Annotated in this window: 14 protein-coding genes; 10 read left to right on the top strand and 4 right to left on the bottom strand. The window is 45.0% G+C overall.

Features of this window, described 5'->3' with window-relative positions:
- Nucleotides 1–2: 2 nt before the first annotated feature.
- Nucleotides 3–917 (top strand): hypothetical protein, encoded by a 915-nt coding sequence (locus Pcarn_RS04640; RefSeq protein ID WP_261835218.1) that lies wholly within the window; start codon nt 3–5, stop codon nt 915–917.
- 415 nt (nt 918–1332) lie between these two features.
- Here Pcarn_RS04640 and Pcarn_RS04635 read toward each other — a convergent pair whose 3' ends face one another.
- The gene (locus Pcarn_RS04635; protein WP_261835217.1) at nt 1333–2553 is read right to left on the bottom strand and encodes an MFS transporter; all 1221 of its coding nucleotides are present in this window, start codon (nt 2551–2553) and stop codon (nt 1333–1335) included.
- Nucleotides 2554–2668: 115 nt separating this feature from the next.
- On the opposite strand from Pcarn_RS04635, the gene Pcarn_RS04630 reads away from it, so the two are divergent.
- From Pcarn_RS04630 to Pcarn_RS04615, 4 genes are all read left to right on the top strand, one after another.
- Nucleotides 2669–3538, top strand: a complete 870-nt coding sequence (locus Pcarn_RS04630; RefSeq protein WP_261835216.1) for a LysR family transcriptional regulator — start codon at nt 2669–2671, stop codon at nt 3536–3538.
- Nucleotides 3539–3595: 57 nt separating this feature from the next.
- Nucleotides 3596–4738: a sugar diacid recognition domain-containing protein gene (locus Pcarn_RS04625; RefSeq protein ID WP_261835215.1), complete on the top strand. Its 1143-nt coding sequence runs from the start codon at nt 3596–3598 to the stop codon at nt 4736–4738.
- A gap of 155 nt (nt 4739–4893) precedes the next feature.
- Nucleotides 4894–6159: a GntP family permease gene (locus Pcarn_RS04620; RefSeq protein WP_261835214.1), complete on the top strand. Its 1266-nt coding sequence runs from the start codon at nt 4894–4896 to the stop codon at nt 6157–6159.
- A gap of 9 nt (nt 6160–6168) precedes the next feature.
- Nucleotides 6169–7308, top strand: coding sequence for a glycerate kinase (locus Pcarn_RS04615; protein WP_261835213.1), 1140 nt, complete (start codon nt 6169–6171; stop codon nt 7306–7308).
- 60 nt (nt 7309–7368) lie between these two features.
- Here the strand turns inward: Pcarn_RS04615 and Pcarn_RS04610 are convergent, their stop codons facing one another.
- The 3 genes from Pcarn_RS04610 to Pcarn_RS04600 all read right to left on the bottom strand — a co-directional run bounded on the left by Pcarn_RS04610 (nt 7369) and on the right by Pcarn_RS04600 (nt 10651).
- Complete coding sequence (locus tag Pcarn_RS04610) at nt 7369–8196, bottom strand: serine hydrolase (RefSeq protein ID WP_261835212.1); 828 nt, start codon at nt 8194–8196, stop codon at nt 7369–7371.
- Between the two features lie 88 nt (nt 8197–8284).
- Entirely contained in the window at nt 8285–8986 is a 702-nt protein-coding gene (mpaA, locus tag Pcarn_RS04605; RefSeq protein ID WP_390904480.1) for a murein tripeptide amidase MpaA, read from the bottom strand.
- 42 nt (nt 8987–9028) lie between these two features.
- Nucleotides 9029–10651 carry an ABC transporter substrate-binding protein gene (locus Pcarn_RS04600; protein WP_261835210.1) on the bottom strand — a complete coding sequence of 541 codons (1623 nt, stop codon included), beginning with the start codon at nt 10649–10651 and terminating at the stop codon, nt 9029–9031.
- A 249-nt stretch (nt 10652–10900) separates the two neighbouring features.
- On the opposite strand from Pcarn_RS04600, the gene Pcarn_RS04595 reads away from it, so the two are divergent.
- The 5 genes from Pcarn_RS04595 (at nt 10901) to Pcarn_RS04575 (ending at nt 16859) form a co-directional block, all read left to right on the top strand.
- On the top strand, nt 10901–14032 hold the full coding sequence (locus tag Pcarn_RS04595; protein WP_261835209.1) for a response regulator: 3132 nt from the start codon (nt 10901–10903) through the stop codon (nt 14030–14032).
- Between the two features lie 35 nt (nt 14033–14067).
- Nucleotides 14068–14511, top strand: a complete 444-nt coding sequence (locus tag Pcarn_RS04590) for a hypothetical protein (protein ID WP_261835208.1) — start codon at nt 14068–14070, stop codon at nt 14509–14511.
- A 1-nt stretch (nt 14512) separates the two neighbouring features.
- The gene (locus tag Pcarn_RS04585) at nt 14513–15604 is read left to right on the top strand and encodes an outer membrane protein (protein WP_261835207.1); all 1092 of its coding nucleotides are present in this window, start codon (nt 14513–14515) and stop codon (nt 15602–15604) included.
- 364 nt (nt 15605–15968) lie between these two features.
- Nucleotides 15969–16250, top strand: coding sequence for a hypothetical protein (locus tag Pcarn_RS04580; protein ID WP_261835206.1), 282 nt, complete (start codon nt 15969–15971; stop codon nt 16248–16250).
- A 345-nt stretch (nt 16251–16595) separates the two neighbouring features.
- Entirely contained in the window at nt 16596–16859 is a 264-nt protein-coding gene (locus Pcarn_RS04575; RefSeq protein WP_261835205.1) for a hypothetical protein, read from the top strand.
- Nucleotides 16860–16903 lie beyond the last annotated feature (44 nt).

Genomic DNA, 16903 nt, shown 5'->3' with positions numbered 1-16903 from the left:
TTTTGAGTATAATATTAAGACTTCTATCATTATTACTTCTTTTAATTAGTAGTTATTCTTCTGCTCACTCAGTAGAGTCAATATATATTGCAGTACATGAAAGCCAACCTACAAAATATGATATTGTTGTTACACCAGGTGCATCACTCCGCATTGAGAATATACCAAAGTTAGTATTCCCATCAAGTTGTGACAATACATCTACTATCAAACAATTATATAACCTAGATTGTGAAAGTGATATAAATGGAGTTAGGATTGACCTAGACTATCCGCATGACAGGCTAGATTTGAATATTGTTGTTCACTATCGAAATTATTTGGGTGAACAGAACACATTTAGACTAGAACACCAAAACTACTTTAGTTTTGATGGAAAAATAAAAGCAACTGATTTACTATCAAGATTTAATCCACATAGCAAACTTTCAATATTTACAGAAGTAGAATTTGTGATGACTGCTTTTGCTTTGGTTTTTTTTAGTCTAGGTATGAAGGCACTTGTTTTTAGTAGTTCGTTATTTATCGCACTATTTTATTTAGGGTCAGTTTATGTAGGAGGGAAAATATATTACATTGACCCTAAATTAGCTTCTGAATATACTTATCTCTGTTTAGCGTTCGTTTCCTACCTTAGCTTATTTTCAAAAACTGACAACTATACTAAGTCCTTTTTGATTGCAAGCATTGGATTTTTTAAAGGAATAGCATTGAGCTCTAACGTAAATATTGACAGCATCCATATCATTGTAATTAGTTACATCTTGGGTTTGATCTTTTTAGGGGTTACTATAACGTTTGTAATTAGAACTTTATCGTTATACATTAATGATGTAAAACTTAGTAATTTTGTGGCTATTACTTTAGGTGTGTTTAGTTGCTATTTATACTCCCCATATAAGTTTTTCCTATTTTGATGATTTTTAAGTTTCAACATGAGATTTTTATAGACTTAAATAGCTATTTTAGGTATTTGCATTGAGGTAATAAAGGTATATTACTATATAATGTGATAACTTTACTAAATATACATTACAGTCAGAAATTTATCAGTATAGTCAGATGCAACTCCCGGCTTTGGTTATTCTCGATTTCTTATAAATGACTGTTAAATAATTGCGCAGAGGCATATTTAAAATTAAGTAATGACCTCTGCTTCAATTTGTAATTAAATAAATAATTCTCATATCGAAAACTTGGAAATAAATATAAAATTTCACAAACCAGGGATGGCTAGAGTATGTATTTCAAGTTGAGGCTATTTCGTCTTTGATCAGTCGTAACAAAGTTTGGGGCATTTATGAGTTAGAAGCTAGGCAGAGGTTCCGCTGTTCAATGTGATATCTTAGGCTCCAAATTATGTCCTACTGCGATAGAACTTTGATGGACCGATTGAAGTAAATAACAAAGCCCAAACGCCACCATATACAAAACTAACCCACCACCAATCACATAACCCCACCCACCATTTTGCCAGCAGTAGATCAGGAAGAACCCACCCAAACTTCCGCCCACATAGTAGTGAACAAGATAAAGCGCAGTAGCAGTCGCTTTGGCACTGGTCGCTTTCTGACTTACCCATGCGTAAGCCAAGGTATGTGTGAAGAAGGCGCCGCAACTTATTAGAGCCAGTCCTAAGACCATGAAAGGTATGAGGTCGATATAAGCCACCAGCATACCCAGCAAGCTAACAACAGTTCCGCAGACCATTCCTGATATTGGTTGATTGTTTCTATTCCAAACTGAGGTGAGTTTGGAGCTTAGAGTGCCAGGTAGATAACAAAGGAAGATTAGTGAGGCTAAGCCGATTGGTAGTGAGTGTGGCTCTTGAACCAAGCGAAAGCCCATTACTGAGTAGAGGTTTACGAACAAAGCAAAGTTAACGCCACCGATGAGCATTGCTAGCCAGATGGTTTTGTTTTGGAGGTGCTTCACTAGTGCACGGTTGTGGTAGCGGAGCATGCCTTTTTGCGGGGTGAAGTGCTTTTGTTTTGGAAGCATCAAGCAAACAAGGATGCCTGCAATTAGGGTAAATACCGCCATGACGATAATGGCTTGTTGCCAGCCTAGGGCGTCGGTTAAGGTGCCTCCTACGATACGCCCGGTGATGCCACCAAGTGAGTTTGCGGCTATATAGCCCCCTATCGCCTGTCCAAAAGCTCTTGGTGATAGTTCTTCCACCATGTAAGCCACGGCAACTGAGGCAAAAGCAGCCAGTGCAACTCCCATCATGGCGCGCATGATGACTAGGCTGATGAGGGATGGCGAGACAAGCATGCCTAAGCCAATGACCGGCATGGCGAGAAGGCCTGCGAACATGACACGCTTTCGACCTACCGCTTCGGACGCTACCGCCCAAGGAACTAGGCTTACGGACAATGCCAAGGTAGTTGCTGCAAACAGCCAGTTTATCTGGGTTTCCGATACCGAGAAGTGCTCAGCCATATAGGGAAGCATTGGTTGGAATAGGTACAGATTGCAGAACACAATGAATGAGCCTAGTGCGAGGCTTAGGGTGACGCGGCGGTAGTCTTGGATGCCCAATTCAATCATTGCAGGCGTGGCCTTGGTAATTCAGTCGATTAATGTGACAAAAATATCAGCGACCATTTAATTAATGAAATATATTAAAAATATCGAAACTATATATTCTATATATGGGTAGCGAATGGACTCCCGACACCTAAAGCACTTTGTTACCGTTGCAGAGCTTGGTCATTTTACTAAGGCGGCCAAGGAGCTGCATATTGCTCAGCCGGCGCTGAGTATCTCCATCAAGAAATTCGAGCAGCAGCTTGGGGTGGAGCTGTTTCGCCGTGAAGAGCGAAGCGTTACCCTTACCGATGAGGGTAAGGTGTTGTTTGAACACGCCAAGCGAGTGCTTCAACAAATCGATGATGCCAAACTTGCTATCGATGAGCTAAGAGGTCTTGAAAAAGGCGAGGTAAGACTAGGCGCTCCTAGCATGATGGGTTCGTATTTCTTTCCTCAGGTGTTGATGGCGTTTAAATCCCACTACCCTAACCTAAAGCTCACCTTGATTGATGCGGGTACTCGCTCTATTCGAAAGATGCTATTAGATGGCGAGTTGGATATTGGGGTTATCAACAATGAAAACGTACCGGACGATCTGGAGACCGACCACCTGCTGAACGTTGAGATGGTGGCCGTGTTGGGGCCAGAGCACGCTCTAGCCAAGCGAAAAAGTATCAGCTTTGATGAGTTCTTTGAACATGAACTGGCGATGTTCAAGCCTGGTTATTTCCATCGTGATTTTGTGGAGAAGAAAGCCCTTGAGCACGACAAAGAGATGAAGTTCTCTTTTGAAACCAATCTCTTGCCCATGATACTCAGCATAGTGAAGCATGAGTTTGCCATAACGGCGCTACTTAAATTAGTAACCGAGCATGAGAAGGATGTCGTAGGCGTACCCTTTGATGAACCAGTCAATCTTGGACTTTCTCTCGCTTGGCGTAAGAACGGCTATTTATCTATTGCCGACCGCACCTTCATCGAGTTCGTGAAGCAATATGTTTAGCTCGCCCTTTCAGCGAATCAGGTATACTCAACCCAACCGTCACTATTAGTTCAGCCCATGCAACTTAACTCCCTTATCGCCAAACAGATCGTCGACCGCGCCAAGAAGATCATCAAATACTCTATTAACGTAATGGATGAAAACGGGGTGATTATTGGCTCAAGCGACCCATCTCGTCTTCATCAGACCCATGAAGGGGCATTGCTGGCGATTCGTGATAACCGCACCTTAGAGATCAACGATTCTGTGGCTTCTACCCTATCTGGAGTAAAGAAAGGCATTAACCTGCCCATTATTTATGATGGGAAGGTTATCGGTGTAGTGGGCGTTTCCGGCACACCTGATGATGTGCGTAGTTATGGTGAGCTAGTAAAAATGACCGCTGAGCTTATCGTTGAACAAGCAGCACTCATGTCTCAGGTTCAGTGGAATAAGCGTCACCGTGAAGAACTGCTTCTGCAACTCATCGAGGGCTCTAGCCTAAATGAAGGCCAGCTACTTTCCATCGCGCAAAGGCTAGATCTCGACCTTGCACAGCCTCGCGTGGCAACCGTTATCAAGGTAATACCAGAGCCCGGCGAGCCAGTAACTTTGGAGCATCTGCAAAAGCTGGTTCATCTTCTCGAATATCCAGAGCGCGACAATATAGTTGGCATTGCCTCGGTGTCGATGAATGAGATCGTGGTGCTTAAGCCTGTGACTATTGTCAATCACAACTGGAGCCGTAAAGAGGAGCAGAAGCGAGTTGCTAAGCTTTTGAAACGTATCGACAACGAGTGTGATTTCTCTATTCAGATGGCGATCGGTGATTACTACCCTGGGCTGGTTGGTCTGGCTAAGTCCTATGAGACTGCCAAGGCGACTATAGAGAGTAGCCACCCAAGCGATGGTCCTATTCTGTTTTATCAAGATAGAAAGCTCTCTGTGCTGGTCAGTAGCATCAAACATGACCCATGGCGCGCCACACAACTCAAAGAACCTATCGATAAATTGATTGTGGCTGACAGTAAAAACGTGCTTTTAAAGACGCTACGCACCTTTTTCGAGCAAAATTGCGATCTGGCTCAAACTTGTGAATCACTCCATATTCATCGTAACACTTTGCGATATCGCCTAGATAAGATAGAGCAGGTAACGGCATTGAATATCAATAACTTAGATGAAAAAGTACAGCTTTATCTTGCGTTAAAATGTTTGTAACGAGAGCGTTAATTTGTGCAATCGCACAAATTAACCATATTCAACATCAATAAATTCGTCAGTTCGCATAAAGAAAACTGACCCTTGAATGGCTAATCTTCCGCTCATTGGGGCTAACCCCAGCCAAATTTTTAAATCTCGCGGAAAACTTAACCATGATTGAAGTTTCAACCTTAGGAGCACTGGCGGCACTGGTCGTTGCAATCGCTCTTATCCTCAAAAAAGTTCCACCAGCTTACGGCATGATCATCGGCGCTCTCGTCGGTGGTGTAGTAGGTGGTGTTTCACTTACCGATACCGTTGACCTGATGATTGGCGGCGCACAAGGCATCGTTACTGCTGTGCTTCGTATCCTAGCAGCAGGTGTGCTGGCTGGCGTACTTATCGAATCTGGTGCAGCCACCTCTATTGCTGAAACCATAGTGAAGAAGGTCGGTGAAACCCGTGCCCTATTGGCACTGGCTATTGCGACTATGATCCTAACCGCTGTAGGCGTGTTCGTAGACGTGGCGGTAATTACCGTTTCGCCCATCGCACTGGCTATCGCTCGCCGCGCAGATATCTCTAAAACCGCTATCTTGCTTGCCATGGTTGGTGGCGGTAAAGCGGGTAACGTAATGTCTCCAAACCCTAACGCTATCGCTGCGGCTGACGCATTCAATGTTCCACTAACCTCTGTTATGGCTGCCGGCGTTATCCCGGGTCTGTGCGGAATGATCTTTGCTTACTTCCTAGCGAAGAAGCTTATCAACAAAGGCTCTAAGGTTTCAGAGAACGAAGTAGTATCGGTTGATCACTCTACTCTGCCTAAGTTTGGTGCCGCTATCGTTGCTCCTCTAGTGGCTATCGCGCTTCTTGCGCTTCGCCCTATCGCTGGCATCAACGTTGACCCTCTAATTGCACTGCCATTGGGTGGCCTAATGGGTGCTCTAGTCATGGGGCGCTTCACCGACACCAACCGCTTTGCAGTATCAGGCCTATCTCGCATGGCGCCAGTTGCAGTAATGCTTCTTGGTACAGGTACTCTAGCGGGCATCATCGCAAACTCTGGTCTTAAAGACGGCCTGATTGATGTTCTAGCCGCTTCTGGCCTGCCATCTTTCGTACTTGCGCCAGTTTCTGGTGCCATGATGGCGCTGGCGACCGCTTCAACCACAGCAGGTACTGCGGTTGCTTCTAACGTATTTGCTTCAACCATCCTAGAGCTTGGTGTTCCGGCTCTGGCGGGTGCAGCCATGATTCACTCAGGTGCGACAGTGCTTGACCACATGCCTCACGGCAGCTTCTTCCACGCAACCGGCGGTGCGGTTCACATGAACATTCGTGAGCGCCTAAAACTCATCCCTTATGAGTCAGCGGTTGGTCTCGTTATCGCCTTCATTTCTATGATGATGTTCGGTGTGTTCGGTCTGTTTGTTTAAGGTATCAAGATGAAAATTATTATTGCTCCAGATTCATATAAAGAAAGCCTAACGGCGATGGAAGTGGCCGAAGCTATCGAAGCAGGTTTTAAGAAAATCTTTACCGATGCCGAGTACATCAAACTGCCAATGGCAGACGGCGGTGAAGGCACGGTTCAATCTCTAGTAGATGCAACTGAGGGCTCTATAGTTACCCATCAAGTTACTGGCCCGCTAGGTCAGAGCGTTGAAGGCTTCTTTGGCCTAATGGGTGATGGCTCTACCGCTATCATCGAGATGGCTGCGGCATCAGGTCTTCACCTAGTTGAGCCTGAAAAGCGTAACCCACTCATCACCACTACCTTTGGTACCGGTGAGCTAGTGAAAGCGGCGCTTGATCGCGGCGTAAAACACATCATCGTAGGTATCGGTGGCAGTGCCACAAACGATGGCGGCATCGGTATGGCTCAGGCTCTAGGCGCTAAGCTTCTAGACAAAGATGGCAATGAACTGGGCTTTGGTGGCGGTGAGCTAAGCAAGTTAGCTAGCATCGACCTGTCTAACCTTGACCCTCGCCTAGCTGATATCAAGCTAGAAGTGGCTTGTGATGTGGACAACCCACTGTGCGGTGAGAAAGGCGCATCGCATGTATTTGGCCCACAAAAAGGCGCAACCCCTGAGATGGTTCAAACCCTAGATGCGAACCTTGCGCATTATGCTGAGGTCATCAAAGCTACCAATGGTCGCGATGTGGTGAACACGGCTGGCGCAGGTGCTGCCGGCGGTCTCGGCGCGGCTCTACTTGGCCTGTTTGATGCCTCGCTTCGCCCTGGTATCCAAATCGTGATGGACGCAGTAAACCTAAGCGATGTAGTCAAAGACGCTGACCTAGTCATTACCGGTGAAGGCCGAATCGACAGCCAAACCATCCACGGCAAAACGCCGATTGGCGTGGCTCGCACCGCAAAGCAATACGACATCCCTGTTATTGCCATTGCCGGTAGCACAGCTAAAGACTGCGCTGTGGTTCATGAGCACGGCATCGACGCCGCTTACAGCGTGGTACTTGGCGCAACTGACCTTCCAACCGCACTTAAAGAAGCCGCATTTAACGTTGAGATGACCTCACGTAATATCGCAGCTGCTATGGCGATGAACTTTAATAAGTAATTACTTTTAAATAAGAAAAACCGCCTTTGAAGGCGGTTTTTTTGTTTTCTACGCTGAAATTCAATCTAGATACCTCAGTGCTCTTCGAGTTAAATCAGGCATAATTTGTGGTTTTTGAGCGAGCTCCTCTCCTTGAGTAAAAACAGAAATAATAAAGTCTCCCTCATCCAATGAAATAAAAGCCGTTTCATGTTTTACCGATGAGGTCCACCCCGCCTTGCTCCAGCACTTGGTACCAAGGGGCAAACTGCCACAGATAAAGTCATTCACCTGATCGAGCCCATCTGCCGCTTGTCTGTTTTCGTTAGTGTGCTTCGAGAGTAACTGTTTCATCTGCTCACGCATCTCGGCTTGATAACAGTTTTGGTCAAAAATCTTGGCCATCATCTGTGAGCAAGCGTAGGCAGAAACTAGGTTACCCCCTAATACTTTCCTTGCCTGTTTATCTCGGCCATAAGGGCTTTCATCAACAGTAGAGTGGTAAAGAGCGTACTGCTTACTCGGGATACTCTGATGGGTTTGCTCGAGCCAACGCTGAGTAGATTTTCTCTTTTCTACCCAAGAGCTGAGCATCGCTTCAGAAAGATTCGCGCCCGAAGAGGTATCACAAAGTCGATTAACCATATACCCAGTCGCATCATTGGAGGAGAACGCCACCATGTTCTTTACAGCTCTCCAGTCTTCCTCGTCTGCAATTAACTCCTGACGCTGAACCTTGTCATAAAAGCAAGCCATATAGAACAGCTTACACACGCTGGCGGGATAAAAGAGGGCTTCGGCATTGATGGATAGGATTGGCTTATCGGGCGTCTTAGCACTCGCAAGATAGATAGCAATGTTCCCTTCCGCTATTTCACGCTCATAAGGCTCAAATCCTTTTATGTTCATCCCACTCACCCTGCTTTGGTTTCCGTTTTTACAACAAAACCCCAGCTCTTTGGAACTGGGGTTCATCAAGTATTATCCTCAGCCACAACTACTTTTGCAGAAGCTCAATCATCGGAGTTAGATAGGCCTCAATTGCGGCATCATTGGAAATAGGTGGCAGTTCCACCGTCACACATGGGATGTTTTTCTCCTTACACCAAGTGCCGAAAGAACCCTGAGTGACATAACCTACATCCTTTACCATAGGCAACTCAAACTTCTCAGCCAACCAATGCCCCAACTCACTAGTGTCAGGATCATCGATGCAGGCTAGAGGCTCATGAAAGCTAACGATAAATTTTGGCGCTCGCTCTTCTATCAGCTTGATAAGGTGAGTGATTTCAGGCTCTCGGCTTTCGCTAGAGCCTGTACTCACTTTCACATCCCTGACATCACAGTTGGTGCTCCATCGATAGACATCGCCACCTGCGCGCCAACTCTGGGTTGGAAAGGCGCGATTCAGATCCACCTGATTAGCATTAGCTCGTGTCCCCAGTTGATTGCCATCCGGGTTTACCGAGATCACCACATCGTGGTTTAGATCTTGAGCATGAATGGAGCGTAAAGCACAAGAAAGAGCCACCATGGAGGCGTTCTCATCACCATGTGTACCAGCAATAATCAGTCCCCTACTCTCCTCTCCAGATTGAGACGGAAAGTAGAGCAAGGGCGCTCCTAAAACCGATTGCCCATATTTGACACTCTTAATCATGAAAGAGGCGCGCTCTGAGCGTTGTCTGAGTTTTTGCATATCCATTATTGGGCTATTTGTTTATATCCAGTCTAGGCAAGTCTATTCCGCGATTCGGTACAAATCTTTGGAGTAGATACGCCCCTCAACGTTATTAGTTGGGAAGCCACCCACGTTCGAACGAACCAGACGTGCCTGCATATAGTAATAGATAGGCGCGATTGGCATATCCTGACTCAGAATAGATTCCGACTCATCGTAGAACTTGAAGCGCTCTTCTTCTGAGGTAGCACTCAAGGCGTTATTGATAGCCTTGTCGTACGCATCGCTCTTATAGAAGGCGTAGTTGCCATCGCTATCGGAAGTCAGCAGCGTTAGGAAGGTTGAGGCTTCATTATAGTCACCACACCAAGAGGTACGGATTACATCAAAGTTGCCCGCTCTTCTTGAACTCAGGTATGACTTCCACTCTTGGTTTTCTAGCTCTACCTTAGCGCCTAGGTTCTTGCTGAACATAGAGGCAATACCCACCGCAATAGCCTTGTTGTTTTCACTAGTGTTGTACAGAAGCTTAATATCCAGCGGATTATCTGGGCCGTATCCTGCATCAGCCAATAGCTCACGCGCCTTTTCGTCACGCTGCTGCTGTGTCCAACTCGCATACTCGGGCTGAGTCGCCTTAAAGCCAGCAATATATTTATGAGTAAAGGTATAAGCTGGAATATTCCCGACTTGAGTGATGCCATTAGTGATGATGTCACGCATCATGGTGTAAGAGGCGGCCTTACGCACTCGCTCATCATTGAACGGCGCTTTAGTGGTATTGAAAGCGTAGTAGTAGGTACATAGCAGAGGCACTACCTTGAACGCATCTGGATTATCTTTCTTAAGCTTTGGCGCCATCTGGCTTGGAACGTCGGACGTAATGTCTACCTCACCAGATGCATAACGGTTCATAGCCGCGGTTTGGTTTTCAAACGGGATGTAAGTCACCGAGTCCAGAACCGTATCCTTTGCATCCCAATATTGAGGGTTCTTTTTAAGCTCGATACGCTCGTTGATAACCCATCTATCCAGAGTAAATGCGCCATTGGAAACTAGGTTCTCTGGCAATACCCATTTCTTACCGTGCTTTTCGATAGTCGCTTGAGGCACAGGCATCATAGAAGTGTGGCCTGTCATAGCCACAAAATAAGGCACTTTGGATTCCAACTGATATTCAAGGGTGTAATCATCCAGAGCTTTAACACCCAATGAATCAACCGGCTTTTCGCCCTTAATAATGGCATCGATATTTTGAATTTTAGTGAGCTTTAGATACCAACCATTGGCCGAAGCAAAGTTAGGATCAACTGCACGTTTCAGGCTGTAGACAAAATCATGCGCCGTAACTGACTCACCATTGGACCACTTTGCATCTTTACGCAGATGGAATACAAACTTCTGGTTATCCTCTGTTTCCCATGAAGTAGCGACGCCAGGGATCACGTTGCCATCTTTATCTTGAATCACCAAACCTTCAAAAAGGTCTCGAATCACATGCATCTCCGGTAGACCTTCCGCATTTGCAGGGTCTAGAGTTGCTACCTCAGCATCGTTACCACGAACAATATGCTGCTCGTCCGCAAGCTTTACATCTGCTGGTAGTACAGCACTATGCGCAGGAAGCCCTGCAAAGATCAGAGTAGAAAGAAGGGTTCTTTTGAAGTATTTGCTTTTTAACATCCTTGTTAACCTTATTGTCTAGCCAATTGAACAAACGAATTTAATTCATTCATCTCATTTATAAAATATGAGTATTTTCAAGGCTACATGAGATCACTTGGGTAACAAAGATTGAAAATCCTATGAACATCTCAAAACTTGGATAAAACCCAGTTTGAGTGAATAAAAACAAGGGCCAATAAAATTTTCTTTGAAAACCCTTCCCACCTCCTATACTGCCCGACAGTCAATTGGATATGGAAGTTCAATGTGAGTAGTCTGTTTTCTTGGAATAACCTATCGGTGAAGTACAAGCTATTTAGCTTGGTGTTCTGCCCTATTGTCTTGCTTATATTTCTAGAGGGTGAGCAGCTATATCGCCTCTCTATGCAAGCGAAGGATCTCGAACGTGCTCAGAGATTCTCTCATTATATAAACCAGATATCCTATCTCTATACCTTGCCGGAGCGTGCGGATGAGACAGATAAACTTAAGTCTATAGAAGCACTCACCGAAGAATTGGTGAACGAGACCCCACAGATCTTTGAGGGGGACAGCGTAGCCGTCACCGACCTATTGATGAGCTTTGAAGAAGCGAACGTTTCTCTGGTTACCAATACCGACCTTTATGAGCGTATCGATATATTGGAGTGGCGCGCCGATACCTATAAGCAACTCTTGCTTGCTATCGAAAATGAGTCGTTTGAGCGCGCCCCGGCAGACATTCAAAATCACATGTCGGCACTGACGCAGGTTGAATGGCTAATGTTCTGGTCTCGCGAGGAAAACAAGCTAAGCCAGTATCTGGTATTCCTTACCGAGGATAGCCAAATATACGACACTGAAATCGCCACCGAGATAGAAACACTCGTCCAAAACCAACAGCTCTTTATGGAGCGCTTTGTAAACCTGAACGCCAATCAAGATCAGGTCTCGTTCTTAATCAGCACCTTCACCAACGATATCTTTATCGATAGCCAAATATTCAGGACGACTTTGCTCGACCAAACAGGATTTAGTGCCTTGTCCCCTGAGGAGATCACAGCTGGCTTATCCGCACTGGTTGGCCGTCTCTCCTTGTTGCAACAAGTCAGTGACAAAGTCACAGAGCAACTGCGAGCAGACCTTGAGCGAGAAACCGCAGCAGCGACTCAGAAGCAGCTCATATTTATCACTATTATGCTGTTGATGACGATTTTGGTGGTTACCCTGGCTGTGCGCTTATCCAGAAAGGTAACTGGGGATCTAAATCTGGTACTCGCCTACTTAGGCCGTGAATCCTATAGTGAAGACTCACCTCTTACTGAACAGATTCAGAGTAAAGATGAGCTTGGACAGTTTGCTCATAAAGTCGAGGAGCTCACTTGTGAGCGCGAAGAGGCTCGCCAGAAACTCACCCAAGCAAAGGAAGATGCTGAGCAAGCCAAAGACGATGCAATACGCGCTAGCAAGGCCAAGAGTAGCTTCCTAGCGAACATGTCTCACGAAATTCGCACACCGCTGAATGGTGTCATTGGTATCTCAGAAATCTTATCTGGCACTTCACTCGATGCCACCCAGAGAGACTATGTAGATACCATCGAAACCTCTTCTCAGCTGTTACTTAGTCTTATCAACGATGTGCTCGACTTCTCTAAGATTGAATCAGGCATGTTACTTATCAGTCCCCACTCTACCTGTATTCGCGATTCGCTTTACGACATTGCGTCCGTAGTTTCGCCAAAAGCTAAAGAGAAAGGTATTGGGCTGGATGTTTCCATCAGTTCCAATACCCCTCACCAATTGATGGCTGATGACCATAGACTACGCCAAGTCATCATGAACTTTGCTTCCAATGCAGTGAAGTTTACAGATTCCGGTAGCGTTCGACTTTGTATAGAAACTCGCGAGCTATCAGACAGTAAAGCTGTGGTCGAATTTGCAGTTGAAGACTCTGGCATCGGTATCGATGAGCAGCAGCAGAAGAATATCTTTGAACCCTTTACTCAAGAAGATGACTCCACCACTCGTCAGTTTGGAGGAACTGGTCTTGGTTTAGCTATCAGCACGCAACTGGTTGAGTTAATGGACGGCACAATTGGCCTGCACTCTGAAAAAGGCAAAGGCAGTCGATTCTACTTTAGTCTTGAACTGCCTTTAGTAGAGCAAGAGTATCAAAGCCCGAATCAGATCCATCACAGTGACATCTGGCTACTTTGTGACGACAAGGCTAAGCAGGGCTCCATGCTAGATGAGCTTAGTTTTTATAAAGTGCCGGTAGCAAATACGCTTACCAAGATAGACGAACTGCCTCCGTCTTTTGAGAAGCCTGTTACCTTGATCTTTGTTGAAACTGAGCCAAATCTCGGCGTTGACCTTGAACAGCATGCAAAGATCACTGAAAACAACAAATTGCACCTCTGTTTAGTAAAACACCTTCAAAGTGAACGGTTTGATTTCACCGACAAGGTAAAGGCCATCTTAACTCAACCTCTTCTTGGTAAACGCTTGATACGTGGTCTGGAAAGCTGTGACAGTAGTTTCAAAACAGAGTTGAATAATACGGCTCGCGATGAAGCCGAGAACCTAGAGCACAAAATTCTTATTGTGGATGACAACAAGGTTAATCAGAAAATAGCAGGACTCCACGCTAAGAAACTCGGGTTTCCTTCTGACAGCGCATCCAGTGGTGTTGAGGCTATCGAGCTATTTAAGAAAAACCGATATGCCCTGATTTTAATGGATTGCATGATGCCGGATATGGATGGTTTCAAGGCTACTAAATCCATCCGAGAACTAGAAAAAGAGCGCGGTCTAAACACGCGCACTCCTATCATTGCGCTTACCGCGAGTGTTGTGGATGACGACATTCAGACCTGCTTCGATGTAGGAATGGATGACTATATGGCTAAACCATTCAAGATAGAGCAGCTCAAAACCAAAATAGAGAAAGCCATCAACCTTCCCGTTAAAACGGCAACTAAAGAATCCACACCGCCAGAACCTAAAGCGAAGAAAGCCATAACTCAAACCAAAGAAACACCGAGTCGTTCAGAGCGCGTTCTGCTTGTCGAAGACAACATCGTCAATCAGAAGGTGGCCTCGGTATTACTGCAAAAAGCGGGGTTTGAATACGAAATTGCTGAGAACGGGCAAATAGCCGTAGAAATGTTCCAGCGAGATAACAGCTTCGACATTATTTTGATGGACTGCATGATGCCTGTAATGGATGGGTTTCAAGCAACCAAAGAAATCAGGGCCTACGAGCAAGATGAAGGGCTACCTAAGACGCCTATCATTGCACTGACGGCCAGTGTTATTGATGACGATATCCAACACTGTTATGACTCTGGCATGGACGCTTATGTACCTAAGCCTGTGCGTAAAGAGAAATTGCTCGATCAGATAGAGAGCGTGATGTGATGGTTTTCTCGGATATATAAAAGCAGGACAAACGGATGCAAAAATGTCTCGGTTTACTCGCACTGCTCGCTTCTTTCTCTGTATTTAGCTTGCAAGCTACAGCAGAGCAAGACTATGCGATTTTCTCCCTCGACACGGGTTTTGATGAGTTGAGTGTTGCTAAGGCTCGTCAACTGTATCGGGGCAAAACCAAGCGTCTTCAAGGAAAACGCTTTGAGCTCTCAGACTGGCCAGATAGCTCTAGCCAACGCTCAGATTTTTATCGCTACCTACTCAACAAAAACCTAGCTCAAATGAATGCTCACTGGGCCAGTCTCTCTTTCTCTGGCAAGGCCCGACCTCCAAAAGTCATCAACAGCCCGGACATAGACGCTCTCTTAAAATGGATGGATGAAAAGCCAAATCGTATTGGATATGCGCCTCTCAACAGCCTTCCCGCCAACGCAAACATCCTCTTCATTTTGAATTCGGAGAAATAGCATGAAGAAGTCACTCGTTTCCATAGCACTACTTTGCGTTGCTCCGACCAGCATCGCTGCCATTGATATAACGGATAATCTTACCCTGAGCGGATTCGGCTCAACCTCTTGGGCAAAATCTGACAACGAAACTCCCCTATTGGTCAATCACAATATCAGCGATGAGAACTGCTTTGATTGCGACACCATCTTTGGCTTGCAGCTAGATTTTTTCTATAAAGATTTCAAAGCGTCAGCCCAGGTAGTGAAACGCCCGCAAAATGAATGGAGCGAACCCAAACTTGAGTGGGCATATCTTGCCTATAACTACGAGCCGTTTGAGTTTCGTGCTGGCCGATTACGTATGCCGGTGTTCTTGGCGTCAGAGTACTATTATGTAGGCCACGCCTTTACTCCCGCTCGTCCACCGAATGAAGTCTACGACAGTATATTGGGGATCACCGCATACAATGGTATCTCGATACTGTGGAATTATGATCTCAATGACAGCATGACATTGACCACGACACCCTTTGTTGGCTTCCATGATGAGAGCAAGGTTGAGATAAATAGCAACACTGAGCTCAAGTTCACCACCAACAATATGTATGGTGTCAATTTTGTCCTGAGCGGAGACAACTACCGTTGGAATCTGACCTATTTGGATTCTAACTATGACCAAGAGACTCGACTGCGCAACTTGAGTGTAGATATACCTAATGTGGGTCTGGTACCTGTGCCAGACCAAACTATAGTGACTAAAGATCAGGATATTCAACTTATCTCGCTGGGTGCTGAATATGAATTTGGCCATTTTGGCCTTACCGTGGAGGGGCAAACGAACGATATTGCCTCATCGTGGTATGCTCAGAGCAGCTATCACATTGATAGATTTACCCCTTACTTCATCTATGGACAAACCTTTAACGCCGATGACGACAAAGTAGGTGACAGTTACCTGCTGGGTTTGAGATATGACGTCCACTTCAATGTTTCGGTCAATGCTGAGTGGCAATATTTCAACGCTTATCGAGGAACATCCGGTGCGTTCGTATCAACACCTGAAGAAGACAGCGCCAACCTTTACACCGTAATGCTTAACTTTGTATTCTAGACACATAATTAGTCACTCGAAGTGGCAAGTATAGTGTCCAGAGTTAGCATATTGTAAATATCTTTTGACGGATTAACCGTAACTAGCACTTTCGAAAAAGGTACGCTGGACTGTATCTTTTATTTACACCTTGTTACAATTCACCTAGCAAATGTATTGCGCTAGGTGAAAGTGAGTAACAAAGGCACTCTGTTTGAGTTTGTCCCCTACTTCACATCTACAATTGTTAAAAAATCGTTAACATTGACACGTCTCCTTATGTATCAAATTGTAACGGTTGTCGCTAAATGTGGATTCTTTCGCCTCTAAATAAGGTAAAGTCAGCAATGAACTGATTACATCCGATTTAGGGAAAATCAAGGATATGATTAATAAAATCAATAATATAATTTTACCGAATACATCAAATTCAGCCCAAGATTATGCACTAGATCTAGTCAGCAGTGTCATTCAAAGTGAGCTTGCTATTGGCTACTGTCTAGAAGTATCTGCAATCAGCAATACCCATGTCGACATCACCGTAATAAGCCCAGAAATTTGTTGTCCGGCTACTGTAAAAGTGCCGCTAAATCAGGTAACAAAAAACGAACAGCTTCACATATGGAAACAAATTAAAGAGGAGATTAGCGAGAACCTGAAGCGATAAGTCAAAGCAATAGATATCTGCTCTCTTCCCAGTTTCACATTTCGGGGAAACAGATAAATATTCAACAAACCAATTTTAGAACATTAAAGGCTCGGAACTGCTCCGAGCCTTTAATCTTTGCGTCAAATCTATCTTAGTCACACATTTTTTCTTCATAAGTCTCATCTTGCGCGCTACAGCCGTTACTACACCTGATTATGAATCATACTCATTTAAGTTCTGCATAGAGCTCATAAGTAATTCACCATATTCCTTCTCTGCGTTACGCCTTGTGGATATCCTATTTCTTCAGCGAATAAAAATTCACAAAAATCATTCCCAGTACAGATAACGCAGTAACAAGCAATGAATAAAAACGAAAAGTACGCAGCTTATGAGTATGCGTTGGAGTTGGTTGGCGACATCATTCAGAACGAGTTAGCCATTGGGTATTGCCTAAAGGTGATAAGCAGCGATAACAAAAGTATCGAGGTTACCGTTATGAGTCCTGAAATATGCTGCCCAGCTACAGTTAAAGTTTACCTAACGCCTTTAGATAATGATTTAGCGCGCAATAAGGATTCAATAAGAGATAAATTAAAAAATCACCTCTCGAAGAAAAAGGCCTAGCACTGGGCTAGACCTTTCATTCTTAGGCTCGAATCTGGATACCT

It is taken from the genome of Vibrio ishigakensis (genome assembly GCF_024347675.1).
Taxonomy (GTDB): Bacteria; Pseudomonadota; Gammaproteobacteria; order Enterobacterales; family Vibrionaceae; genus Vibrio; species Vibrio ishigakensis.
The sequence above is the reverse complement of the archived record's forward strand: the minus strand, read 5'-3'. Positions and strand labels throughout refer to the sequence as shown.

What these genes read in the sequence shown, in the direction of transcription:
- Pcarn_RS04635 (WP_261835217.1), bottom strand. Translation starts at nt 2,553, where the DNA reads ATGATTGAATTGGGCATCCAAGACTACCGCCGCGTCACCCTAAGCCTC.
- Pcarn_RS04630 (WP_261835216.1), top strand. Translation starts at nt 2,669, where the DNA reads ATGGACTCCCGACACCTAAAGCACTTTGTTACCGTTGCAGAGCTTGGT.
- Pcarn_RS04625 (WP_261835215.1), top strand. Translation starts at nt 3,596, where the DNA reads ATGCAACTTAACTCCCTTATCGCCAAACAGATCGTCGACCGCGCCAAG.
- Pcarn_RS04620 (WP_261835214.1), top strand. Translation starts at nt 4,894, where the DNA reads ATGATTGAAGTTTCAACCTTAGGAGCACTGGCGGCACTGGTCGTTGCA.
- Pcarn_RS04615 (WP_261835213.1), top strand. Translation starts at nt 6,169, where the DNA reads ATGAAAATTATTATTGCTCCAGATTCATATAAAGAAAGCCTAACGGCG.
- Pcarn_RS04610 (WP_261835212.1), bottom strand. Translation starts at nt 8,196, where the DNA reads ATGAACATAAAAGGATTTGAGCCTTATGAGCGTGAAATAGCGGAAGGG.
- mpaA (WP_390904480.1), bottom strand. Translation starts at nt 8,986, where the DNA reads ATGCAAAAACTCAGACAACGCTCAGAGCGCGCCTCTTTCATGATTAAG.
- Pcarn_RS04600 (WP_261835210.1), bottom strand. Translation starts at nt 10,651, where the DNA reads ATGTTAAAAAGCAAATACTTCAAAAGAACCCTTCTTTCTACTCTGATC.
- Pcarn_RS04590 (WP_261835208.1), top strand. Translation starts at nt 14,068, where the DNA reads ATGCAAAAATGTCTCGGTTTACTCGCACTGCTCGCTTCTTTCTCTGTA.
- Pcarn_RS04585 (WP_261835207.1), top strand. Translation starts at nt 14,513, where the DNA reads ATGAAGAAGTCACTCGTTTCCATAGCACTACTTTGCGTTGCTCCGACC.
- Pcarn_RS04580 (WP_261835206.1), top strand. Translation starts at nt 15,969, where the DNA reads ATGATTAATAAAATCAATAATATAATTTTACCGAATACATCAAATTCA.
- Pcarn_RS04575 (WP_261835205.1), top strand. Translation starts at nt 16,596, where the DNA reads ATGAATAAAAACGAAAAGTACGCAGCTTATGAGTATGCGTTGGAGTTG.